Source organism: Dactylosporangium sp. NPDC051484 (assembly GCF_040689395.1).
Taxonomy (GTDB): Bacteria; Actinomycetota; Actinomycetes; order Mycobacteriales; family Micromonosporaceae; genus Dactylosporangium.
Genome location: NZ_JBFAZX010000024.1, coordinates 53,679 through 75,361, shown reverse-complemented (window position 1 = coordinate 75,361; position 21,683 = coordinate 53,679). Strand labels below are relative to the sequence as shown.

20 protein-coding genes are annotated in these 21,683 nt (G+C 67.0%); 15 read left to right on the top strand and 5 right to left on the bottom strand.

Annotated elements, in window-relative coordinates; genetic code table 11:
• Nucleotides 1-18 precede the first annotated feature (18 nt).
• The 5 genes from AB0367_RS29545 to AB0367_RS29525 are packed head-to-tail and all read left to right on the top strand — an operon-like array spanning nucleotide 19 to nucleotide 4,955.
• Nucleotides 19-1,029, top strand: a complete 1,011-nt coding sequence (locus AB0367_RS29545) for an ABC transporter ATP-binding protein (protein WP_366229729.1) — start codon at nucleotides 19-21, stop codon at nucleotides 1,027-1,029.
• The gene (locus AB0367_RS29540; RefSeq protein ID WP_366229728.1) at nucleotides 1,026-2,015 is read left to right on the top strand and encodes an ABC transporter ATP-binding protein; all 990 of its coding nucleotides are present in this window, start codon (nucleotides 1,026-1,028) and stop codon (nucleotides 2,013-2,015) included. Before AB0367_RS29545 ends, AB0367_RS29540 begins: the two co-directional genes overlap by 4 nt.
• 38 nt (nucleotides 2,016-2,053) lie before the next feature.
• A complete protein-coding gene (locus AB0367_RS29535) occupies nucleotides 2,054-3,112 on the top strand; it encodes an acetaldehyde dehydrogenase (acetylating) (RefSeq protein WP_366229727.1) in 1,059 nt (352 codons plus the stop codon).
• A gap of 26 nt (nucleotides 3,113-3,138) precedes the next feature.
• Entirely contained in the window at nucleotides 3,139-4,197 is a 1,059-nt protein-coding gene (gene dmpG / locus AB0367_RS29530; protein ID WP_366229726.1) for a 4-hydroxy-2-oxovalerate aldolase, read from the top strand.
• Nucleotides 4,194-4,955, top strand: coding sequence for a fumarylacetoacetate hydrolase family protein (locus AB0367_RS29525; protein ID WP_366229725.1), 762 nt, complete (start codon nucleotides 4,194-4,196; stop codon nucleotides 4,953-4,955). Before dmpG ends, AB0367_RS29525 begins: the two co-directional genes overlap by 4 nt.
• 175 nt (nucleotides 4,956-5,130) lie before the next feature.
• Here AB0367_RS29525 and AB0367_RS29520 read toward each other — a convergent pair whose 3' ends face one another.
• The gene (locus tag AB0367_RS29520; RefSeq protein ID WP_366229724.1) at nucleotides 5,131-6,978 is read right to left on the bottom strand and encodes a DUF4118 domain-containing protein; all 1,848 of its coding nucleotides are present in this window, start codon (nucleotides 6,976-6,978) and stop codon (nucleotides 5,131-5,133) included.
• A gap of 281 nt (nucleotides 6,979-7,259) precedes the next feature.
• On the opposite strand from AB0367_RS29520, the gene AB0367_RS29515 reads away from it, so the two are divergent.
• From AB0367_RS29515 to AB0367_RS29490, 6 genes are all read left to right on the top strand, one after another.
• The gene (locus tag AB0367_RS29515; protein ID WP_366229723.1) at nucleotides 7,260-7,427 is read left to right on the top strand and encodes a hypothetical protein; all 168 of its coding nucleotides are present in this window, start codon (nucleotides 7,260-7,262) and stop codon (nucleotides 7,425-7,427) included.
• A gap of 676 nt (nucleotides 7,428-8,103) precedes the next feature.
• The gene (locus AB0367_RS29510; RefSeq protein WP_366229722.1) at nucleotides 8,104-8,634 is read left to right on the top strand and encodes a hypothetical protein; all 531 of its coding nucleotides are present in this window, start codon (nucleotides 8,104-8,106) and stop codon (nucleotides 8,632-8,634) included.
• A 92-nt stretch (nucleotides 8,635-8,726) separates the two neighbouring features.
• Nucleotides 8,727-9,653, top strand: a complete 927-nt coding sequence (locus AB0367_RS29505) for an SDR family NAD(P)-dependent oxidoreductase (RefSeq protein WP_366229721.1) — start codon at nucleotides 8,727-8,729, stop codon at nucleotides 9,651-9,653.
• 65 nt (nucleotides 9,654-9,718) lie between these two features.
• Complete coding sequence (locus tag AB0367_RS29500; protein WP_366229720.1) at nucleotides 9,719-10,492, top strand: GntR family transcriptional regulator; 774 nt, start codon at nucleotides 9,719-9,721, stop codon at nucleotides 10,490-10,492.
• A 147-nt stretch (nucleotides 10,493-10,639) separates the two neighbouring features.
• Nucleotides 10,640-12,241 carry an ABC transporter substrate-binding protein gene (locus AB0367_RS29495; protein ID WP_366229719.1) on the top strand — a complete coding sequence of 534 codons (1,602 nt, stop codon included), beginning with the start codon at nucleotides 10,640-10,642 and terminating at the stop codon, nucleotides 12,239-12,241.
• Nucleotides 12,242-12,379: 138 nt separating this feature from the next.
• Entirely contained in the window at nucleotides 12,380-13,684 is a 1,305-nt protein-coding gene (locus tag AB0367_RS29490; protein WP_366229718.1) for an MFS transporter, read from the top strand.
• A 26-nt stretch (nucleotides 13,685-13,710) separates the two neighbouring features.
• On the opposite strand, the gene AB0367_RS29485 is transcribed toward AB0367_RS29490, so the two are convergent.
• Nucleotides 13,711-14,463, bottom strand: a complete 753-nt coding sequence (locus AB0367_RS29485; RefSeq protein ID WP_366229717.1) for a helix-turn-helix domain-containing protein — start codon at nucleotides 14,461-14,463, stop codon at nucleotides 13,711-13,713.
• Nucleotides 14,464-14,525: 62 nt separating this feature from the next.
• On the opposite strand from AB0367_RS29485, the gene AB0367_RS29480 reads away from it, so the two are divergent.
• The 4 genes from AB0367_RS29480 to AB0367_RS29465 are packed head-to-tail and all read left to right on the top strand — an operon-like array spanning nucleotide 14,526 to nucleotide 18,608.
• Nucleotides 14,526-15,530 (top strand): ABC transporter permease, encoded by a 1,005-nt coding sequence (locus tag AB0367_RS29480; protein ID WP_366229716.1) that lies wholly within the window; start codon nucleotides 14,526-14,528, stop codon nucleotides 15,528-15,530.
• Nucleotides 15,531-15,547: 17 nt separating this feature from the next.
• Nucleotides 15,548-16,462, top strand: coding sequence for an ABC transporter permease (locus AB0367_RS29475; protein WP_366229715.1), 915 nt, complete (start codon nucleotides 15,548-15,550; stop codon nucleotides 16,460-16,462).
• A complete protein-coding gene (locus AB0367_RS29470; RefSeq protein WP_366229714.1) occupies nucleotides 16,459-17,574 on the top strand; it encodes an ABC transporter ATP-binding protein in 1,116 nt (371 codons plus the stop codon). Before AB0367_RS29475 ends, AB0367_RS29470 begins: the two co-directional genes overlap by 4 nt.
• Complete coding sequence (locus AB0367_RS29465; RefSeq protein ID WP_366229713.1) at nucleotides 17,571-18,608, top strand: oligopeptide/dipeptide ABC transporter ATP-binding protein; 1,038 nt, start codon at nucleotides 17,571-17,573, stop codon at nucleotides 18,606-18,608. Before AB0367_RS29470 ends, AB0367_RS29465 begins: the two co-directional genes overlap by 4 nt.
• Here AB0367_RS29465 and map read toward each other — a convergent pair.
• The 3 genes from map to AB0367_RS29450 form a co-directional block, all read right to left on the bottom strand.
• Entirely contained in the window at nucleotides 18,600-19,436 is an 837-nt protein-coding gene (map, locus tag AB0367_RS29460) for a type I methionyl aminopeptidase (RefSeq protein ID WP_366229712.1), read from the bottom strand. The genes AB0367_RS29465 and map overlap by 9 nt on opposite strands.
• A 507-nt stretch (nucleotides 19,437-19,943) precedes the next feature.
• Nucleotides 19,944-20,459 (bottom strand): cupin domain-containing protein, encoded by a 516-nt coding sequence (locus tag AB0367_RS29455; RefSeq protein ID WP_366229711.1) that lies wholly within the window; start codon nucleotides 20,457-20,459, stop codon nucleotides 19,944-19,946.
• Nucleotides 20,460-20,507: 48 nt separating this feature from the next.
• Nucleotides 20,508-21,662, bottom strand: coding sequence for an acyl-CoA dehydrogenase family protein (locus AB0367_RS29450; RefSeq protein ID WP_366229710.1), 1,155 nt, complete (start codon nucleotides 21,660-21,662; stop codon nucleotides 20,508-20,510).
• Between the last annotated feature and the right edge of the window lie 21 nt (nucleotides 21,663-21,683).

Below are 21,683 nucleotides of genomic sequence, written 5' to 3'. Positions count from 1 at the left end.
GTGGAAGGACGGACTGGCATGACTGAGGTGCTCCGGGTCGACCGGTTGCACGTCGACGCCCGGGTCGGCCAGAAATGGCTGCCGGTGGTCACCGACGTGTCGTTCGCGGTCCGCGCCGGTGAGATCATGGGCCTGGTCGGCGAGTCAGGATCGGGCAAGACGGTGACCTGCCTGTCGGTGCTCGGGTTGTTGCCCCGCACCGATGTGCGGGTCCGAACGGGTGCGATCTGGTTCCATGACCGGGACCTGACCGCGATCAGCCGTCGCGACCTCGAAGACGTGCGGGGCCGCAGCATCGCGATGATCCCGCAGGAGCCGTCGGCGAGTCTCAACCCGGCCTTCACCGTCGGCGACCAGATGACCGAGATCCTGCGCCGGCACGAGAAGCTCGGCCGGGCCGAGGCGCGCCGGCGGGCGGTCCGCCTGCTCGACGAGGTCGGCATTCCGGCCGCGGCGAGCCGGCTCGACGACTATCCGCACCACTTCTCCGGCGGCATGTGCCAGCGAGTGCTCATCGCGATGGCCCTGGCCTGTAATCCGGAGATCATCATCGCGGACGAGCCGACCACCGCCCTCGACGTCACGGTGCAGGCGCAGATCCTCAGCCTGATCCGGGAGAAGGCCGCTGCGCACCATGCCGCTGTGCTGCTGGTGACCCACGACATGGGTGTGGTGGCCGAAGTCTGCGACCGAGTGGTGGTGATGTACGCGGGCCAGATCGTCGAGTCCGCCGACATTGTCCCGATCTTCCACCGGCCCCGGCATCCCTATACGGAACGGTTGCTGGCCGCGACGCCCCGGATGCTGCAGCACAACGAGACCGACTCGCCCGGGTTCGCCTACATCCCCGGGTCGATGCCCCGGCCGGGCACCTATGCCACCGGCTGCCGGTTCGGGCCGCGCTGCGCGTTCCACGAGGAGCGCTGCGACGCTGCGGAGATCCCGCTGCGTTCCCTGGCCGAAGGCAACCTGGCCCGGTGCGTCCGGACCGACGAGCTCGACCTTGCCGAGACAAGGAGCCGCGCGTGAGCACGCAACAGCCGGTGCTGGAGGTTCGCGACCTCTCAGTCACCTTCGTCCGCAGGAGTCTGCTTGCATCCCGCCGGCAGGTCTCGCACGTGGTCGACTCCATCGACCTCACCGTCCACAAAGGTCGGACGCTCGGCCTGGTCGGCGAGTCAGGGTCGGGAAAGTCCACCACCGCGAAGGCGATCGTACGGCTGACACCGGCGCGCTCGGGTTCGGTGAAGCTCAACGGCGTGGACCTGTTGAGCCTGCGAGGGGAGGAACTCAAGCAGGCACGGCGCAGGGTACAGATGGTCTTCCAGGACCCCTACTCCTCCCTCGACCCGACCATGACGGTGGCCGAGTGCATCGCCGAACCGTTGGCGGTGCACCGGATCGGGGTCCGTGCGAGTCGTCGGGACACCGTGCTCGAGATGCTCGAGCAGGTCGGGCTGCCGACGTCGATGGCCGACCTGATGCCGTCGCAGCTCTCCGGCGGCCAGCGCCAGCGGGTCGCGATCGCCAGGGCGATCTGCCTGCACCCCGATCTGGTGCTGTGTGACGAGCCGGTCAGCGCGCTGGACGTCTCGACGCAGAACCGGATCCTGCAGATGCTCGCCGACCTGCGCGAAACCCACGGCATCTCGTTCGTGCTGATCAGCCACAACCTGGCCGCGGTGCAGCAACTGGCCGACGAGGTGGCGGTGATGTACTGCGGAACCATCGTCGAGCAGGGGCCGGCCCGCAATGTGACCGCGCTGCCGAAACACCCCTATACCCAGGCCCTTGTCGCCGCGGTCCCGTATCCGGACCCGGAGGTGCAGCGCAAGCGGGAGCACGTGGTACTCAGCGGGGAGCCGGCGAACCCGGCCAACCGCCCGACCGGATGCGTCTTCCAGAGTCGCTGCCCGCAGGTGATGCCGGTGTGCCAGACCACGACGCCGGTGCTGACCGACGACGGCAGCGGACGCAGTGTGGCCTGTCACCTTTACCAGCCGATCGTCGGCTAGAGCGAGTTGGGTGCGGCCAGAACGAATTGGGTTCGGTTGTGACGGTGATGTCCAATCACGGCAACGAAACCGTTGATTCGCCCCTCGTACCTTCAGGTCGGAGAAAGCATCCCGCTGGCTGGCACAACCGGCCCGACCCGGACGGAAATGTCGACAGAATTTGTCGTGGATCGAAGCCCATCGGCGCCACCGTGGGCACCAGACACGCAGGAGGGCGAGTGCAAGCGCTGACTGCCGCGATCGTGGGATCGGGCAATATCGCGACCGACCTGATGTTCAAGCTATTGCGTTCGGAGGTCATCACGCCCCGGTGGATGGTGGGTGTCGATCCGGAAAGCGACGGGTTGCGCCGGGCGGCCGACCACGGTCTGGCCACCTCCGCCGGCGGCGTTGACTGGCTGCTCGGCCTGGAGGAGAAGCCGGACCTGGTGTTCGAGGCCACCTCGGCCTACGCCCACAAGGTGAACGCGCCGCGCTATCAGGCCGCCGGGATCCGGGCCATCGACCTCACCCCGGCCGCGATCGGTCCCTACGTGGTGCCGACCGTCAACCTGACCGAGCACATCGGACTCGACAACGTGAACATGGTGACCTGCGGCGGACAGGCGACCATTCCGATGGTGGCCGCGGTCTCCCGGGTCGTGCCGGTGCGGTACGCCGAGATCGTCGCCTCGGTGGCCTCGCTCGCCGCCGGGCCGGGCACCCGGGCCAACATCGACGAGTTCACCCGCACCACCGCCAGCGCGGTGGCCCGGCTCGGCGGGGCCGCGGACGGTAAGGCGATCATCGTGCTGAACCCGGCCGAGCCGTCGGTCATCATGCGCGACACGGTCTTCGTGTCCATTCCGGAGAAGGCCGACACCGACGCGATCGCACGCTCGGTGCGCGACATGGAGGCTGCGGTGCAGTCCTATGTGCCCGGATACCGGCTGACCGCCGATCCCCAGTTCTTCGACGGCCGGGTCGCCATCTTCCTCGAGGTTGAGGGCGCCGGCGACTACTTCCCGCCCTACGCGGGCAACCTCGACATCATGACCGCGGCAGCGACCAAGGTGGGCGAGGAGATCGCCCGCTCGATGCTCGCCGCCCGCGCCTGAGCGACCGCCAGAAAGGGACAACGGACGTGGCCTATTCCGCAGAGCTCGACATCCGAGTCACGGACAGCTGCATGCGTGACGGTTCACACGCCGTCGCGCACCAGTTCGACGAGAAGTCGGTACGCGACATGGTGGTAGCGCTCGACGAGGCACGGGTTCCGGTGCTCGAGGTCACCCACGGCGACGGCCTGGGCGGCTCCTCGTTCAACTACGGGTTTTCCAAGGTGGACGAGAGGAAGCTGATCCGGATCGCGGTCGACAACGCGAGCTTCAGCAAGATCGCCTGCCTCATCCTGCCCGGAGTGGGCACCGTGGACGACATCCGGGCGGTGCACGACATGGGCGTGCGCGTCATCCGGGTCGCCACCCACTGCACCGAGGCGAACATCTCGCCGCAGCACTTCGGCATCGCCCGGGATCTCGGCCTGGAGACGGTCGGGTTCCTGATGATGGCCCACTCGATCTCGCCGGAACGGCTGGCCGAGCAGGCCCGCATCATGGCCGATGCCGGCTGCCAGTGTGTCTACGTGGTCGACTCGGCCGGTGCCCTGGTGATGGAGGACGTGTCCGACCGGGTCAGCGCGCTGCGGGCGGCGCTGGGTGACGACGCCCAGGTCGGGTTCCACGGACACCAGAACCTATCGCTGGCGGTGGCCAACTCGCTGCTGGCGATCCGGGCCGGCGCGCAGCAGATCGACGCCTGCACCAGGGCTTTCGGTGCCGGCGCGGGCAACACCCCGACCGAGGTGCTGGCCGCGGTCTGTGAGCGGATCGGGATCCGGACCGGAATCGACGTGCACAAGATCATCAACGCGGCCGAGGAAGTGGTGCGGCCGGTGATGGAGGCCGAGCCCGTGGTGGACCGGATGAGCCTGCTGATGGGCTATGCCGGGGTCTACTCGAGCTTCCTGCGCCACGCCAACCGGGCCGCCGAACGCTATGGGGTCCCCGGGCCGGAGATCCTGCTGCGAGCCGGTCAACGCCGGCTGGTCGGTGGCCAGGAGGACCTGCTGCTCGACATCGCGCTCGAGATCGCCGCCGAGCAGGAGGCGGGCGGAGCCGGAAACGGTGCGGTGGCGTCGTGAACCTCGCCGAGGCGGCCGCTCGGTTGTGGGAGGCGACCCGCACCCGGGTGCCGATCGAACCGCTCACGCTCACCTATCCCGAACTCACCGTCGACGACGCGTGGCGGATCCAGGCCATCAACGTCGACCTGCTCCGCCACGACGGCCGGGTGGTCAACGGCTACAAGGTGGGTCTCACCTCGGCGGCCATGCAACAGCAGATGGGCGTGGACGAGCCGGACTTCGGGGTGCTGCTCGACCACATGCTGCTGCCCGGCGTGATGACGGCCGACGAGTTCGTGCAGCCGCGGATCGAGGCCGAGATCGCACTGGTGCTGGGCGCTGACCTGCCGGCCGACGCCACCGCCGCCGACGTGCTCGCGGCGACCGCACAGGTGTTCCCGTCGATCGAGATCATCGACAGCCGGATCGCGAACTGGAAGTTGTCCCTTGTGGACACCGTGGCCGACAACGCGTCGTCCGGAGCCTATGTGCTGGGTCCGGCGTCGCCGCTGACCGGGCTCGATCTCGCCGCGGTGGAGGTGGCGGTGACCGTCAACGGTGAGGTTGTCGACCGTGGCCTGGGTGCGGCCGCGCTGGGTCACCCGGCCGACGCGGCCGCCTGGCTGGCTCGACGGCTGGCCGGCTTCGGCAAGACCCTCACCGCCGGCAGCGTGGTGATGACCGGCTCCCTGCACGCGTCCCTGCCGGTCACCCCGGGCGACCGGGTCACCGCGAGTTTTACCGATCTCGGTGACGTCACCCTCGACGTCCGCTGATTGCCGGACCTCGCGAGTGGGAACGCCGCGCGCCTTCGGGGTTGCTGAGCGTTCCCACTCCGCGGTCCCTCAGTCCGCCCTCCCCGTTTGGCCTGAGGGTGATCGGCGAGTCGAGGTAGGCCGGGGGGAGTGGCCGCCCCGGCCGGCGTAGGGCGGCGTGGCCGCTCTACGCCGCTTACTCAGGAGCGCGGTGGTCGGCTGCGGTCGGGATGGTGGCCAGAAGCAGGGTGCCGCCGCCGGCGGGGCTGGTGATGGCGAGGTTTCCGCCGAGTGCCTCGACGCGGTCCTGGAGGGCGGTGAGGCCGGTCCCGCGGTGCGGATCGGCGCCTCCGACGCCGTCGTCACGGATCGACAGGTGCAGGGTGCCGTCCCGGGTTGCCACCTGGACGTTCACCACCGAGGCGCGGGCGTGTCTGGCCGCGTTGGTCAGTGCTTCGGACACGACGTGATACGCGGCTATCTCGACCACCGGGGGCATGCGCGGGCCGGTGTCGAGGTCGAGGTCGAGGTCGACCGGCACCGGTGATCTGCGGGCGAGTGCCTTGAGCGCGGGTGGCAGGCCGCCCGCGGCGAGCAACGTCGGGTGGATGCCCCGGGCGATCTCCCGCAGGCTGTCTACGGCGGTGTTCAGGCTGCGCAGGATGCGCGACAGTTCCGCCTTGGTCTGCTCCTGGTCCGGCGGCAGGCTGGCCTGCGCGGCGCCGAGCTGCATCGCGACGGCGAGGAAATGCTGCAATGCGCTGTCGTGCAGGTTGCGCTCGATGCGCTGGCGGGCTTGGTCCGCGGCGGCGACCAGCCGGGCCCGGGACGCGGCAAGCTCGGCCCGGCTGTCGGCGTCGGCGATGGCGGCGGCGGCAAGGCCCACGAAGCCCGCGACGCGCGCCTCGGTGTCAGGTGGCATCGGATCGGGCCGGGTGGACGTGACGGCCGCCATACCCCACAGCCGCCCCTCAACCACGATCGGCAGGCCGATCGAGGACCGGACGCCGAGCCTGCGAGCGAGGTCGGCGATGGGAGCGGCCTCCTCTTGCAAGCTGTCGATCCGAACGGGGCGACCGGTGTCCCGCACCAGTGCCGGGATGCTCGTACCGTGCAACGGCCAGCGCATGTCATCGGACCGCAGGCCGGGCTGGTTGGTCGAGACGACGCTGACCGTGCCGTCGGTTTCATAGCGCAACAGCCACGCGGTGGGCTCGCCCAGCAGGCCATGTAGCTCTGTTGTGATGGCGTCGAAGACCTCGGGCGGACGGCCACCATATGCCACGAGCTTCGCCACCCGTCCTAATGCGGCTTGTTCAGCGGCGAGCCGGCCCAGACGTTCCCGGCCCGCTTCCAGCGAGCCGAGCGTTGCCGCACGTTCGCATCCGGCCTGCAGCAGCGATGCCAATGACGGCACGACCCGCTCCCGCAGCCGCTGCGCCGTCCGCTCCGGCACGTCGACGGGCACGAGCAGGGTCCCCAGCCGGACAGCGCCGGCCTGCAGCGCGAACGCCGAGTGCCGGTCATCATCAGGGACGACGGCGAGGTGGATCGCCGCGTCCGGCAGCTCGAGCGATCGCGCGATGCGTCGCGCTACCGCGGGCAACACCGCGGCAAGGTCGTCTGCGTGCAGTAGCAGGCGGGCCATCTCAGCGGTGAGATCGGACTCCTCGGCCTCCACGGTCCGCAGCCGTGACAGGTCCGCCAATGCGCTCGTGGCCACCGCGATGATGAGGAAGACCGCCAGCCCGGCGACGTCCTGCAGGTCGGGAACCGTGAGCCCGCCGAAGGGTGGGACGTGGAAGATCGCGAACGCTAGGGCACTCGCCAAGGCGGTGGCCACCCCGAGCCACCGTCCCCACACCACCGACACCACCAGCACCCCGACGATGTAGATCATGCCGGGGGAGAACGATGTCATGATCGCCCGGAGCGGATAGACCAGGAAGGTCTCCACCACGATCAGCAAGGCGGCGACCGCGATCCCCAACCCCCAGGGCGGGCGTGTCGGTCGTACCAGCCAGGAAAGCGAACGGGCGTGCATTTTCCACCAGCTTAGTCCAATTCCTTCCCACATGTTCCTACCCGCACGCGCACGCTTGCCGCCGCGGCGCACCGTTCGCGAGCACGGCGATCGAGGTCACCAGCCGGTGGACGGTCCCCGCCCCGGTCCCGTTCGGCGCCCGGCCCGACCACGAGTAGCCCAGGCGCCAGCAACCGTGCCCGGCGTGCGGCAAGGTCGCGCTGCGAACGTACCTGTACCGCTTCGACCGCCCGCGGTCCCAGTCGGTCATCACGCAAACGTGGTGCGCGGCGTGTCGCCGGGTGACGGGCTCGACCGGTTCGCCGGTACACGGGCTGTCCTTCACCGATCCGCTGCGGCATCTGAGCAGCGACGAGCGGCTGCGGATGGGCGAGACCGGGCTGTTCCGCCGCCTGGACGCGCTGTGGGAGAAGGGGGAGCTGCCGCAACGGTTCACCCGGACGCGGTGAGTCCGGGCCGTACGGCCGGCCGATGCGGTCGATTCGCGGCCGGCGTGCCGATCGCGGCGACGCCAACATGCGCCACGTCACCAACGAGCGGCTGGCAGCAGCGCTCGACCTGCGGCTCGGCGCAAATCTGGCGCGACCCCGACGTGGCTGGCCGGCTGCACCCCCATGCCTGGCGGGGGCGGCGACCAGGTGTGTGCGAGTCGGCGGTAGGCACCGCTGTTTGAGTGCGGCCGGCCGATCCTGGGCCTGGTGCGGCCTCCACGCGCGCCGCGACCGAACCTCTCGGACCAAATCAGCAAAACATCTGTTGTTTTAACATGGAGTCGAAGTGGTCATCCTCCACGGGCCTCCACCCCGGATGGGCGGATGCGTCACCCGGGCGTTGAAGCCGCACGTGTTGCCTGGTTAGACCCACTGAACCGGTAGGGAGTGGGCGACAGGTCGAGGCGAACATGGCCACCTGGCTTCGTCAGAACACCAAGCCGTCAAACACCTGATGTTGTCTTGACCGACCCATGATCGGCGGGCTAGCCTGACATCAGATTGAAACCCGACAAGATCCCTTATCGGCGCGGCGCCGACGCCATTGCGGCTGTCAGGCTGCTGCCGTGGTCTGAATGACTGGACCCAGGGGTCTCGCCGGAACTCGGATGGTCCTCACCAGACGGAGTCACTGATGACGACGATGAGCCAGCTGCCGATCGACCCGATGAAGTCGCTACTCGGACTCGAGCGGAAGCGGAAGGAAATTACGAACCCCAAGCACCTGAACATGCTGGACGTTCTCGAAGAGCACATCCGTGCAGAACTCGAGGGCGACCTCGAGCGCATCATGCGGACGCTCGTGCCCGAGCCCGAGTATCACTTCTGGGGCAGCAAGCCTCAGGAGCACTTCGTGGGCAACGCCGCGACCCGCGACTTCTACACCAAGATCTTCGAGTCCGGCTCAAACCAGCTCGAACGGACCTACGACCGGTTCATCATCGACGACTACGGCATTTTCGGCGATGGACTGATCAAGGTGGTGGTCCGCGGAGCTCTGCTCGAGCGCCTCGCCAAGCTCTACCCGGACCAGAACATCGATGTGCATGGGGCCTATGTGACCGTCCGGCATTCGGCGGTCATCATCCCCTTCAGCTCCGATGGCCTCATGAAGGGTGAGGACATCTACGGCGACGAGCGCTTCGAGCTCATCAAGGTCGAGTAGCCGCGGCCACGAGATCCAAGTTTTGTCCGTCTCAATCAAGCAGCCGACACCAGGCTCCCTGACGATACACATGGCGCATTGGAGGACACCTAGTGGACGAATTGCGGTATGACGGCCGCGTTATCGTGGTGACCGGCGGAGGACGTGGGCTTGGCCGCGAGCATGCGTTGCTGCTTGGTGCTCGGGGGGCGACGGTCGTGGTGAACGATCCTGGCGTCGAGCTCGACGGAAACGGCCGCTCCAAACACCCCGCAATGGCCGTCGCGGCCGAGATCAACGATGCGGGCGGCCGAGCTGTGGCCGACACCAATGACATTTCCACCCCGGAAGGCGGCGCCGCCCTCGTCGCGGATGCGCTGAGTCAATTTGGTAGTGTCCATGGCCTCGTTCACAACGCCGGCGCAGGCTGGTCCCTCGACACCGTACTCGGGATCCACCTGAAGGGCGCGTTCCACGTGCTCGAGCCGTTGTGGCCGGTAATGCGCGAACAACGGTATGGCCGAGTCGTCCTGACCTCCTCGAGCGCGGGATTGTTCGGCTATAGCGTGGAGCCCGACACGCCCGTCAGCAGCCTCGCCTACGGGGCGGCGAAAATGGGCCTCGCCGGCATGATGCACAACCTTGCGAATATCGGCCGCCACCATAACATCCTGGTGAACGCGATCGCTCCCGTCGCGTACACCAGAATGACCGAGACCATGCTGGACACCGACTTCCAGAAGTGGCTGCGTGAAGAGTTCCCGCCCGGTCTGGTGTCGCCTGTCGTCGCCTGGCTGCTGCACGAGAAGGCGAAGACGACCCACCAGATCTTCGCAGTCGGCGGCGGGCGCGTCGCGCGTATCTTCGTCGCCGAGACGCAGGGGTTCAACCAACGGGGGCGGTTGACCGTCGAAGATGTCGCCGAGCACATGCCCGCTATCACGGCCGCCGACGACTTCCGGATCTTCGACAGCGCACACGACGAGCTGGATTTCTATGCCGAGACGCTTGGCGTAGACTGGAAGGTCAGTGCTGAGTGAGTAGGTACGCGTCCTTCGGAGGAACTGGTGAAACGCTGCGGTAGGACCCTGCGGGCGCGTGCGGCATGAACCGTGACGAAGGTAGTCGACAGACACCGGCGGCAATCTCGCGATTGACGCCTCGTCGGATCCTGCCCGCCTACCAGCAGGTGGCGCACCAGCTTCGCGAACACATCATCAGCGGGCGCCTCGCACCAGGTAACCAGCTTCCCATCGAGCCTGAAATCGCGGAGCTCTTCGGAGTGAGCCGCAGCACGATAAGGGAGGCGCTGCGCCAGCTCTCCTCCGAGGGACTCGTACGAACCACGCGGGGGGTCCGCGGAGGGACCTTCGTCGCTTATCCGTCTTTTGACAGTATCAGCGCTCACCTGGAGACCGGGATCGGTCTTCTTACCGGTGCTGAAGAAATCAGCATAGCGAGCCTGCTTGAGGCTCGTATCCTCCTCGAGGTGCCTGCGGCCGGCTTCTCGGCCGTCCGCAGGAGCGAGGAAGCCCTCAAGCTGATTCACGAGACCGCCGTTTTCAGCGACAACCTTGATGTCGCGCACCGGCTGGAAATGAACCGTGGCTTTCACGCTCGGGTACTTTCAGCCACCGGGAACGAACTGCTTGAGATCGTCGCTATCCCGATCTTCCAAGTGATGACAGCCCGTCTCGATCGTGAGGACGTGCCAGTTACCTTCTGGCGCCAGGTCGAGGCGGATCACCTTGCAATTTACAACGCGATCGCCGCGGGCGACGCGGGCGCGGCAGAGTCTCATATGCGTGCGCACCTCGAACGGATCCGGCCTACTTACATGGAGATCGATCGAGGCGCCAAGGACGGCTCAGGATGTTGAGGTAGAACAGCCGCCACAGTTCGGCTGGAATACGTCCCTCTCATTCATATGTCTGACGCGACACTTTGTGTCGCGTCAGCGGGCTGCCGCATGTGCCGATTTCGCCCCGCATGCCGTCATTAGCTCACCGTCGAGAAGGGGCGGACTATGCGCATATTCAGCGAGCGGGTGAAGATACAACGAACTTCGTTGCTCGCCACAGTTCTTATTGTTTCTCTGGCGTCGGCGGGTTGCGTTTCCGCGACCGCACCGAGTGGCGTCTCGTCCAGCGCGGAAGCCGATGCTGGTCCGCCTCAGTACGGCGGCGTCTTCCGCTATGCGTCAGTGGGCACGCAGGCGAAGTACGACCCGCTCAAGCGAACGGTCATGGACCCTTCGATGAACGCGATCTACGACACCCTGATGCGATATGACGAAAAAGGTATCCCGGCGCCATACCTGGCCGAAGCGCTGTCGTCGACCGACGCCAAGACCTGGACGTTGAAGCTTCGTCCCGATGTCAAATTCCACGACGGCACCAAACTTGACGCGGATGCCGTGGTCTTCAACATCAAACGCCACCAGGATCCGGCCAACGCCTCAGCGGCAGCTTCATATGTCCGCGACATCGAGTCCGCGGTCGCCAACGACCCGTTGACGGTACTCTTCACGCTGAAGATGCCTATCGCATCGTTCCCGAGCACGCTGACAACCGCGGTCGGTGCGATCGCCTCTCCTGCCGCCGTCGCGGCGGCCGGTGCGGATTATGGCCGCAAGAGCGCTGTCGGAGTCGGCGCCTTCCGTTTCTCGGAGTGGCAGCCGGACCAGCGACTGGTTCTCAAGCGCAACGCAGACTACTGGCAGAAGGGTCTGCCGTATCTGGATGAGTTCCAAGAGCTGCCCATGAGCGACACCGAAACTCGGCGAGCCGCCTTCACCGGAGGCCAACTCGAAGCGGCATGGCTTGGCGAGCCGCTCGAAATCAACTGGGCTGCTCAGAATACCGACATCGCGCGGCTCCACTCGCCGAAGGGCGGAGTGGGTGGCGTCGGCGTAGGCTTTCAAATGAACAGGCCGCCGTTCGACGACGTGCGTTTGCGTAAGGCCGTCGCGATGGCGATCGACTACAACGCGCTGAATCAGACCCAGTTCCAGGGGAAGATGCCCGCGATGAAGGGTCCCTTCATCGAAGGATCGTACTGGTATACCGGTACGACCAAGTGGCCGGAGTTCAACGTGGACGGCGCCCGGGCGCTGGTGAACGAGTACAAGGCCGAGCATGGCGGCCAGCTGGCGTTCACCCTGAGCTGTCATTCGGCGGCGCAGGCGCGACGACTCGCCGAAACTCTGCAGAGCCTCTTCACCCAGGCGGGGATGACGGTGACGCTCGACACGCCAGACGTCGGGAAATTCGTTAGCCAGGTATACGCCGGCGACTATCAGATCGCCTGCTGGACGAGGAGCGGGTCTGAACCTGACGTGGCCTATTACCCGGCGTTCACCTGCAACGGACCAAAGACTCAGAACGTGTTCAGCTACTGCAGCGCGGCCGCGGACAAGGCATTGTTGGATGCCCGGTCGACCCTGAATCTCGATGAGCGTAAGGCCGGATACGCCAGGTTTGAAGCAGAGCTCGCGAAGGACCTCCCGATGTTGTGGAACTGGGGAGCCGTCTTCTCTGTGATTACCAAGCCGAAGGCTCATGGCTTCAAAGCCGACCACGGCAACCCCGTCGACTATCAGCCGGCGTACCTGTGGCTCGAGAAGTAGGCGAGTTCGCCGGTATCGGCCGACAGCACGCCGGCCTGGCGACGCCGCACAGGGTTGCTCTGTGTGCGGTGTCGCCGCTCGGCCGGCGCGCATACCGGGCCAGTTCGGCCGGGCGGGTCCGACTGACGGCTGACCGCGATGGAAAGCGCTGAGGCGTCCGGCGACGGGCGGCCGGGCGACCGGCCGCCTCCGACCCGATCTCGGTTACCCAGCCACGGGCGGCTGCGAAGCCTGCGGCACCCGCCGTTCCGCGGGTTCTGGTTGAGCTTCTGCGTGACGCAGCTCGGCTTCTGGATGGCCTCTGTCTCGTTGCAATGGCTCACCGCGCGAATTGCTCACAACGGGTCGCTGGAGCTGGGGTTACTGTACTTCTTCAACCTGATCCCGCTGTTCCTCATCGCGCCCTGGGCGGGCGTGGTGGCCGACCGGTATCGGCGGGCGAAGGTCGTGGCGTACAGCCAGGCCGCGATCAGCGTGATGTGTGCGGTTCTGGCCGGCTACCTCGCACTCAGCGGTGGCGCGGTGCGGCTGCCCTTGATCTACGGCTTCGCCTTCGGCCTCGGAACCCTCCTGGCGATCGGTGCGCCGTCGGCGCAGGCGATCGTGGCGGGTGCGGTGCCACCGGATGATCTGGCGAGTGCGGTCGGCTTGCAGTCGGCGAGCCTGAACGTCGCCAGAGTGGTCGGCCCCGTCCTGGCCACCCCACTGCTCGTGGTGTGGGGTGCCGCTCCGGTGTTCGCGGTGTACGCCGCGACGAGTCTGCTCGCCGCCACGATCATCCGGCGGCTTCGACTGGCACCGCAGCCGTTGCTCAAGGGTGGGGAACGGACGTGGCGCAGCATCAGGCAGGGACTGGCACATGTACGGGAACGACCGCCGGCGCTCCAAGTGCTGGTCATGGTCGCGATGACGTCCATATTCGGCACCACCTACGTCGCGCAGCTGCCCGTGTTCGCCTACGACGTGCTCGGCGGGGGAGACACGGAGTTCACGCTGCTGGTCGGCGCGACCGGATTAGGCGCGGTCGTGGGCGCTCTGGCGGCGAGTTCCGGAAAGACCGTTCCCCGCGTGCGGCAGGTAGCGGTCCAGATGGTCGTCACCTCGGTCGCGGTGGCCGCGATGGCGATCACGACCAATTTCGTCCTTCTACTCGCCTTGGCGGTCCTCGCGGCCGCGTTGAATTTCTCGATCATGACGAGGCTGAACGTGATTCTTCAGTCCGCAGTAGCGGAGGGGAGCCGGGGACGGGTGATGAGCCTGTACGTCGTGGCCTGGGGCGGTCTGGTTCCCGTTGGCGCGCTTCTGCTGGGATTCGTCGCCGGCATCCTCGGGCTGGCCGGTGCACTGGTGGTGTTCGCGCTGACGCTGACCGCGTTCGGCGTGGCGATGCTGTTGCGGGGCCGGACGTCCGGCGCCGGGTTCGGGACGGAGCGGATCCGATGACCCACCAGCGCCGGCCTGCTGGCGTGTCAGCCGCCGGAGATGCTCTCGGCGGCGGCGCGCACGAGCTTCCCGAACTGGCTCGTCCGGCGGGCGGAGATGCGGAAGTCAGGCGTGAGAATGACCAGGACGGCACTCGGCGCTCCCGAAGCGTCGAGCACGGCGGCACCGATGCTGGTGACGTCTTGGGCGCTGCGGACCGCGTATCCGCGACGTCGTGCCGCGGCGATCATCTCGGCATCGAGTTCGTCGGCGGGCGCGACGACGCCGGCGCCCGTCGCCCCAACGGGAAGCGCACCGAACCAGGCGGATGTGCTCGCTCCGTGCGGGGGCATGACGTCACCGACGCGGGCCATGCTCGCGACCGTGGCCGCGCTGTCGGCGACGTCGACGACGACAAGTCTGCCGCCCTGCGCCGCGACCAGGAGCACGGTTTCGCCGGTGCTGTCGCTGAGCGCCCGGATGGCCCCGCGTGCTCGCTCGATCGTCTGCGTGAGCGCGGCCGAACGCGCGATCTCGAGGATTTTGCTGCCCAGCAGCCAGCGGGTCGGCCGATCAGCGGTCGGTTGCAGCCAACCGGCTTCGTGCAGCGTCACCGCGATACGGTGCACGCCGCTCTTGTCGAGCCCCGTCTCACGCGCGAGTTCGCTGACGCCGACCGGCGCAAGGGCGGCGACAGCTTCGAAGACCTGGCAGGCGTTTTGTACCGCCTGAATCCGCTTGACACTCGACATCCGTGTCCCTTCCTCGTGGGCGAAAACGCCCTTGACCTCGTCAGACACCGTCGTTACACTCGACCAATCGTATCACTCAGTGACACGCTCCATCTTGCTGTGAGACACAGATGGAGGATCACGCAGACGCCTCAGGCGCGTACACCCCAAACGCACAGGAGTGCTCAATGCGTTCCCGATTGACGAAACTCGCCACGGCCCTCATCACGCTGTTCATCGTTTCGCTCGCGGTGTATTCGTTGCAGGAGCTGCTTCCTGGCGACCCCGCCGTGGCGATCCTAGGCGAGCAGGCGACACCCGAGACGATCGCCGCGGTGCGCGCGGACCTGGCGCTGGACGATCCCTTCCTGGTGCGATACGCGAGCTGGCTCGGCGATGCGCTCCAGCTCGACCTGGGACGGTCCTACCGGACCGGAGCCCCGGTGGTCGAAGAGATCGTCAACAGGCTGCCCATCACCTTGGAGCTTCTGCTGCTGGCACAGATCGTCGCGCTCGCGCTGGCGATCCCGCTCGGCACGTTCGCCGCGTACCGGGCCCGGAGCCGCTTCGACCGGCTCACCACCGGTGCCGCGTTCGGCCTGGTGTCGGTCCCGGAGTTCGTGCTGGGTGTGCTGCTCATCTACTACCTGGCACTCGGCCTCGGCCTGTTCCCGCCCACCGGCTGGGTTCCCTTCACCGAGTCGCCGATCAAGAACCTGAGCCACGCGTTGTTGCCAGCCCTGACGATGGCGCTTCCGGTGATGGCCGTATATCAACGTCTGCTGCGCAGCGACATGACCGCGACGCTGCAGGAGGACTTCATCACCATGGCCCAGTCGAAGGGCCTGTCCACCCCGTACATCCTGTTCCGCCACGCACTGCGGCCGTCGTCGTTCTCGCTGCTCACCCTGGCCGGAATGAACACCGGCCGGCTGATCGGCGGATCGGTCATCGTGGAGGTGCTTTTCGCGGCACCGGGTATCGGCCAACTGATGGTCCAGTCGATCGTTCAGCGGGACTTCATCATGTTGCAGGGAACGGTCATCTTCGTCGCGGCGGCTTACATCTTGATCAACTCTCTCGTTGATCTGGCCTATGGATTCATCGACCCGCGAGTTCGGTATCAGGGCGCATGAACGAGGGAGCCTCCACCATGACCACCCAGCCCGACGTCTCCAAAGTCCCCGCACCACGCTCCGCCGAGCGCACGGCCAAGGAGAACGCCGGCCGTGGCTCCCGGCGGGCCCGCCGACGCGGTCTCGGCGTGCTCTTCTGGTGCAGCGTGGCCTGGCTCGGACTCGTCGTACTCGGCGCGATTGTCGCGCCGCTGCTGCCGATCGCGGATCCCGCGGCCCAGGACTACCAGGCGGTCGCGGTAGCCCCCGGCAGCCCGGGCCACCTCCTGGGCACGGATGGGCTCGGTCGGGATCTGCTGGCCAGGGCGGTGTTCGGCGCCCGGATCTCGCTGATCATCACGCTCGGCGCGGTGACGATCGGTCTGGTCGTCGGCGGGACGCTCGGCATGCTCGCGGGCTACTTCCGCGGCACCGTGGAGCGGGTGATCGTGGCGGCCACCGACGCCATGATGGCCATTCCCGCTCTCGTGCTCCTGCTGGCCCTGATGGCGACGCTCGGCTCCAGCGTGCAGAACCTGATCGTGGGTCTCGGACTCCTCGGAGTCCCGGCATTCGTGCGTCTCACGCGGGCGAACACACTTGTCCACACCAAGCGCGAGTTCATCGTGGCGGCCCGGTCGCTCGGCGCGTCCAATCGACGGATTCTGGCGCGGGAAATCGTGCCGAACATCCTGCCGGCGGTCGCCGCATACGCGTTCCTGGTGGTCGGGATCCTCATCATCGCCGAGGGTTCGCTGAGCTTCCTCGGGGTCGGTGTCCCACCACCCGCGGCGAGCTGGGGCATGATGATCGCCGAGGGCCGCGATTCGCTGAGGCAGGCGCCGTGGGTCTCATTCATCCCGAGTGCCTTCATGTTCCTCACGGTGCTGTCGTTCAATCTCATCGGTGATCGGCTCCGCGAGGAGAGTGACGTGCGGGAGACCACGATATGACCACGACTACGCACGCTGGTGGGCGTCGCCCAGCGGAGACGGACGCCGACCCGATCCTGGTGATCGACGACTGGAAGACCTGGTTCAGCTCGGCTTCCGGTGCGGTCCGCGCCGTGGACGGTGTGTCACTTCGCCTGCAGGCGGGCAGAACGCTCGGCCTGGTAGGCGAGTCCGGATCCGGCAAGACGGTGTTGTCACGGTCGATTCTCGGGCTGCTGCCCTCGCGCAACCGGCTGAATCCGGGTGGCTCGATCGTCTTCGACGGCGTCAGCATCGGCAACCTGCCCAAGCGGAAGATGCGGGACTACTGGGGCAAGGACCTGGCGATGGTCTTCCAGAATCCGATGACGTCGCTCAACCCGGTCGTCACGATCGGCCGGCAGCTCACCGAAGTGCTCAAACTCCACCTGGGGATGAGTCGCTCCGCGGCCCGGGAACGATCTGTGGAACTGCTCCGCAGCGTCGGCATCCCCGAGCCGGCTCGGCGCATCCACGACTACCCGCATCAGCTCTCCGGCGGGATGCGGCAACGGGTCACGATCGCCATCGCGTTGGCGGCCAATCCGCGGCTGTTGCTCGCCGACGAGCCGACGACGGCGCTGGATGTCACGGTGCAGGCGCAGATCCTCGACCTCCTGGACAGCCAGCAGGAGCAGCGTCGAATGACGATGATCCTCGTTACGCACGACCTCGGGGTAGTCGCGGGCCGGACCGATCAGATTGCCGTGATGTACGGCGGAAAGATCGTGGAGAACGCACCGACCAGGGAGCTGTTCCACAACACGCGCATGCCCTACACGCAGGCGTTGATGCTCAGCGTGCCGAGCCTGACCGCCCCGAGCCATTCGCGTCTGTTCACCATCCCCGGCCGGCCACCCGTGCTCACCAACCCGGGCCCGGGCTGCCGGTTCAGTCCCCGGTGCCCATACGCACAAGAACGCTGCCTGGTGGAGGAACCCCCTCTGGTCGCGGCCGAGCGGCCCGATCACGAGTACGCGTGCTGGTATCCGGTCGGCACTGCTCAAGGAGCCGAAGCGCTGGAACGGAACTTCTCCAACGGGGTGACGGCGAGTGGCACCAGCATGGCGTCGATGTCGAAGTTGGAGGCATGATGGCTGGTACTGGCAAGGCACATCTGCAGGACCAGGACGTCCTGCTGCGGGTCGAGGACCTGGTCGTTGAATATGCCACGGGTCGCGGGAAGAAAGTCCACGCGGTCTCCGGAATCTCCTTCGACATCGCCCGTGGCGAAACCCTGGGTTTCGTCGGCGAGTCTGGTTGCGGCAAGTCGACGACCGGCCGTGCGGTGCTGCAACTTCCGGCGCCGACGTCCGGATCGGTGGTCATGAACGGTGTCGACCTCACGACGCTGCCGAAGCAACAGATGCGTCAGGCGCGAACGCACATCCAGATGATTTTCCAGGACCCGCTGTCGGCGCTCAATCCGCGCCGTCGGGTGCGGGACATCGTGCGCGAGCCGCTGTCCATCTGGAGGCCCGGCGACCGGAATGCGGACGAGCGGGTCGACGAGCTCCTCGAGCAGGTCGGCCTCGATCCGGCGGTGGTCGGCGGCCGGCGGCCGCATGAGTTCTCCGGCGGGCAGTGTCAGCGTATCGGGATCGCGCGGGCGTTGATCATGGAGCCGAGCCTGCTGGTGTGCGACGAGCCGGTCTCCGCTCTCGACGTGTCGGTGCAGGCGCAGATCCTCAATCTGCTCGAGGACATGAAGCAGAAGCACCAGCTGAGCATGATGTTCATCGCGCACGATGTGGCCGTCGTCAAGAGCATCAGCGATCGGGTCGCCGTGATGTATCTCGGCAAGCTGTGCGAGATCGCCCCAGCGGACGCGATCACCACGCAAGCTGCGCATCCGTACACCAAGACTCTTCTGGATGCCGTGCCGGTCGCCGATCCGGATGTCGTCGCGCGGCGCAGCCAGACCGCGCCCGCCGAGGCGCCGTCGCCGATCGCGCCGCCGAGCGGTTGCCGGTTCCGGACGAGGTGTCCGCAGGCTCAGGCGCGGTGCGCGGAAGAGGAGCCCGTCTTCCGAAAGGTCGCTGACCGGCATTTCGTCGCGTGCCACTATCCGAACGTGCCGGTGCCGGACACATCGGCCGGCGCCGAAAACGGTGCGGGATCAGGATGAGGCTCGGTCGCTGACCCGGCAGGACACGGCGGCTGTCGAAGCCGTGAGAGGGGCGGGCTCAGTGGGGCGGCGGGTCAGGACCTGGGGGCCGGAAGCCGTGATGGCGAGGGTGTGTTCGGAGTGGGCGGTGCGGGAGCCGTCGGCGGAGCGGATCGTCCAGCCGTCGGTGTCGAACGTGATTTTGTCGGTGGAGCGGCAGAACCAGGGCTCGATGGCGATGGTGAGGCCGGGGTCGAGTTTCATGCCGCGGCGGGCGCGGCCGTTGTTGGCGACGTGCGGGGCCTCGTGCATGGTGCGGCCGATGCCGTGGCCGCCGAACTCGGCGTTGACGACGTAACCGTAGGAGTGGGCGACCTCGCCGATCGCGGCGGAGATGTCGCCGAGGCGGCCGCCTGGCTGGGCGGCGGCGATGCCGGCCTCTAGCGCGACCTCGGTGGCCTCGATCAGTTTCAGGTCGGCCGGGTCGGGGGTGCCGACTGTGACGGAGAGCGCGGAGTCGGCGACCCAGCCGTCGATGCCGACCGCCATGTCGATGCTGAGCAGGTCACCGTCCCGCAGAACATAGTCGTGCGGCAGGCCGTGCAGCACCGCGTCGTTGACCGACAGGCACAGCACGTTGCGGAACGGGCCGCGGCCGAACGAAGGGGCGTAGTCCCAGTAGCAGGACTCGGCGCCGCGTTCCTTGATCCGGCGGCGGGCGTGGTGCTCGAGGTCCAGCAGGTTGACGCCGACTGCGGCGACACCGCTGAGCTCGGCGAGCAGTTCGCCGACGAACTGGCCGGTCACCGCCATCCGGCCGATCTCCTCGGCGGACTTGAGCTCGATCACGACAGGCTCTCTTTTCCAGATGCGGTATTTTTATGCCGGTATTTTTATACCACATCAGGTCGGCGCCGGGCATGCGCCCGCCCGACCGCGTCGAGGAGATGAGCGGGCGGCGCGGCGACGCCGGGCGGGAGCGGGTCGGGGTTCGGCGGCTTCGTCGCGCTGGTCAGCCACGCTGTGAAGAACGCACCGCGGCCAGCAGATGGCGTCCGTGCATGGAGATCACCCGGTTGGTTCGGCAATGTCCAGGGTGGACGTTCGTCGCGCCGGGTCACGATGCGGGCAAGGTCACGCATCGATCGATGGGGCGAGATGCGGCCGGGGCCGCTGCTCGTCGGTCTCCCCTGTGGGCCTGGGGTGCGTCCGTGGTCCGGTGGTTCGGCGATCAGGCCGGCGACCTCGTCGCGCCTGGCCGAGATGCGTTCGCGTGGGCTGGCCAGTGCAGCGGAGAGCCTCGATGGGCCTCGTTGTCACTGGCCAGAATCCCACGGGACGAGAACGCGGGTCGTTCTATTCCGCAGTGCTCAGCAGCACGGCGGACATGACACAAGGCTCCGAGCCCCGGTTGTGCCATGCGTGCCAGGTGCCGCGTTGGACGACGCAATCGCCAGGTCCGACCCGGACCTCACCCTCCTCAAGTTCAAGGACCAGCTCCCCGCTGATGATGACGACGAAGTCGATCGTGTCGGTGCGGTGAAACCCGGGTCGGCTGCGGTCGTGCTGCCCGGTGCCGGACATGAGCGGGGCGCGCTCGCGCATTTCGGCCTGGAACGCCGGCCAGTCAATGTCTTTCAACGCGCTCGCGGGGGGCAGCACGATGACTTTCCACGTAATGCCGCCCCGAGGGGGCTCCAGGGACATCGAGTTGGGGCCGTGGTCACCGCCCTCGGCGGGGGAGCTGACGCTGTCTGTGATCCAGACGTCCGTCCAGGCGTAGCCCGTGCCTCCGCCCGGTGCGACAACGTTCGGCGGAATACCGTCCTCGACGACGATCGAAGCTCCTGCTTCGTTGACGCCCGTAACCACTCGCCGGAGACCTTGCATCAACAGTGTTCCTTTCAGCTCGTCAGAGATTCACTGCTCGCGTGATTCCAAACCGCGGGCGATCACCATTCGCAGAATGTCGTTCGTGCCCTCGCCGATCGCCATCAAGGGAGCGTCCCGGTAAAGCCGCTCGACTTCGTACTCCGTGGAGTAGCCGTATGCCCCGTGAATTCGCATGGATTCGAGGGAGGACCGCAGAGCCACCTCCGACGCGAACATCTTCGCCATCCCGGTCTCGGTGTCAGCTCGTTCGCCGCGGTCCAGCCGGTCCGCGGCCCACCAGGTCAGCAGCCGGGCGGCCTGCGCCTCCGTCGCCAGGTCCGCGAGCTTGAGCTGGATGGCCTGGAATGAGCCGATCGGCTTACCGAAGGCATGTCTCTGCCTGGCGTACGCGCGGGCGGCGTCCAGTGCCGCCTGCGCAACCCCGACGCTGCGCGCGGCCACGTTGATGCGGCCGATCTCGAGCGCGGACAAGACCTGCTGCAGCCCGTGCCCTTCCTCCCCGCCCAGGAGGCGGTCCGCTGGGACCCGGGCCTCGTCAAGCACCAGTTCACAGGTCTCGGGCCCCTTGTAGCCGAGCTTCCCGAGGTCCCGCACGACCTCAAATCCGGGCGTGTCCCTGTCGATCAGCAGCACACTCATCCCCCGATGCCGCGGGTTCGCCTCGGGGTCGGTCTTGACGAGTACGGGTAGCGGATCGGCGTGCCGCGCATTCGTGATCCACGACTTACGTCCCGTGACGATGTAGTGATCGCCGTCCTTGCGGGCTCGCGTGCTGATCCCTTGCAGGTCGGACCCGGCGTCAGGTTCGGTGAGTCCGATTCCGGTTCGGCGTTGCCCTGTGGCAAGCGCGGGCAGGTATCGACTCTTCTGATCGTCTGTCCCGAACATCGACACCAAGCGGCATCCTACCGAGTGGCTGCCGAGGATGCCGGCGATTCCCATCCAACCCCGTGCGATCTCCTCGAACACCACGGCCAGCGAGACGGAGTCGAGGCCAAGCCCGCCGTACTGGGTGGGGACCGTCATGCCGAACAGTCCCATGTCCTTCATCGTTTCGACGATCTTCTCCGGGTAGCTGCCCGCCTGTTCCATGTCCCGGGCCACCGGACGAATGTCGCGTTCCACGAAGCGTCGCACATTCTCACGGAACTGCTGCTGCTCATCGTTCAGCTCAAACATCATTGCCCTCGGGATTTCCGCCGA

What these genes read in the sequence shown, in the direction of transcription:
- AB0367_RS29545 (WP_366229729.1), top strand. Translation starts at nt 19, where the DNA reads ATGACTGAGGTGCTCCGGGTCGACCGGTTGCACGTCGACGCCCGGGTC.
- AB0367_RS29520 (WP_366229724.1), bottom strand. Translation starts at nt 6,978, where the DNA reads ATGCACGCCCGTTCGCTTTCCTGGCTGGTACGACCGACACGCCCGCCC.
- AB0367_RS29510 (WP_366229722.1), top strand. Translation starts at nt 8,104, where the DNA reads ATGACGACGATGAGCCAGCTGCCGATCGACCCGATGAAGTCGCTACTC.
- AB0367_RS29500 (WP_366229720.1), top strand. Translation starts at nt 9,719, where the DNA reads ATGAACCGTGACGAAGGTAGTCGACAGACACCGGCGGCAATCTCGCGA.
- AB0367_RS29495 (WP_366229719.1), top strand. Translation starts at nt 10,640, where the DNA reads ATGCGCATATTCAGCGAGCGGGTGAAGATACAACGAACTTCGTTGCTC.
- AB0367_RS29490 (WP_366229718.1), top strand. Translation starts at nt 12,380, where the DNA reads ATGGAAAGCGCTGAGGCGTCCGGCGACGGGCGGCCGGGCGACCGGCCG.
- AB0367_RS29480 (WP_366229716.1), top strand. Translation starts at nt 14,526, where the DNA reads ATGGAGGATCACGCAGACGCCTCAGGCGCGTACACCCCAAACGCACAG.
- AB0367_RS29475 (WP_366229715.1), top strand. Translation starts at nt 15,548, where the DNA reads ATGACCACCCAGCCCGACGTCTCCAAAGTCCCCGCACCACGCTCCGCC.
- AB0367_RS29470 (WP_366229714.1), top strand. Translation starts at nt 16,459, where the DNA reads ATGACCACGACTACGCACGCTGGTGGGCGTCGCCCAGCGGAGACGGAC.
- AB0367_RS29465 (WP_366229713.1), top strand. Translation starts at nt 17,571, where the DNA reads ATGATGGCTGGTACTGGCAAGGCACATCTGCAGGACCAGGACGTCCTG.
- AB0367_RS29450 (WP_366229710.1), bottom strand. Translation starts at nt 21,662, where the DNA reads ATGATGTTTGAGCTGAACGATGAGCAGCAGCAGTTCCGTGAGAATGTG.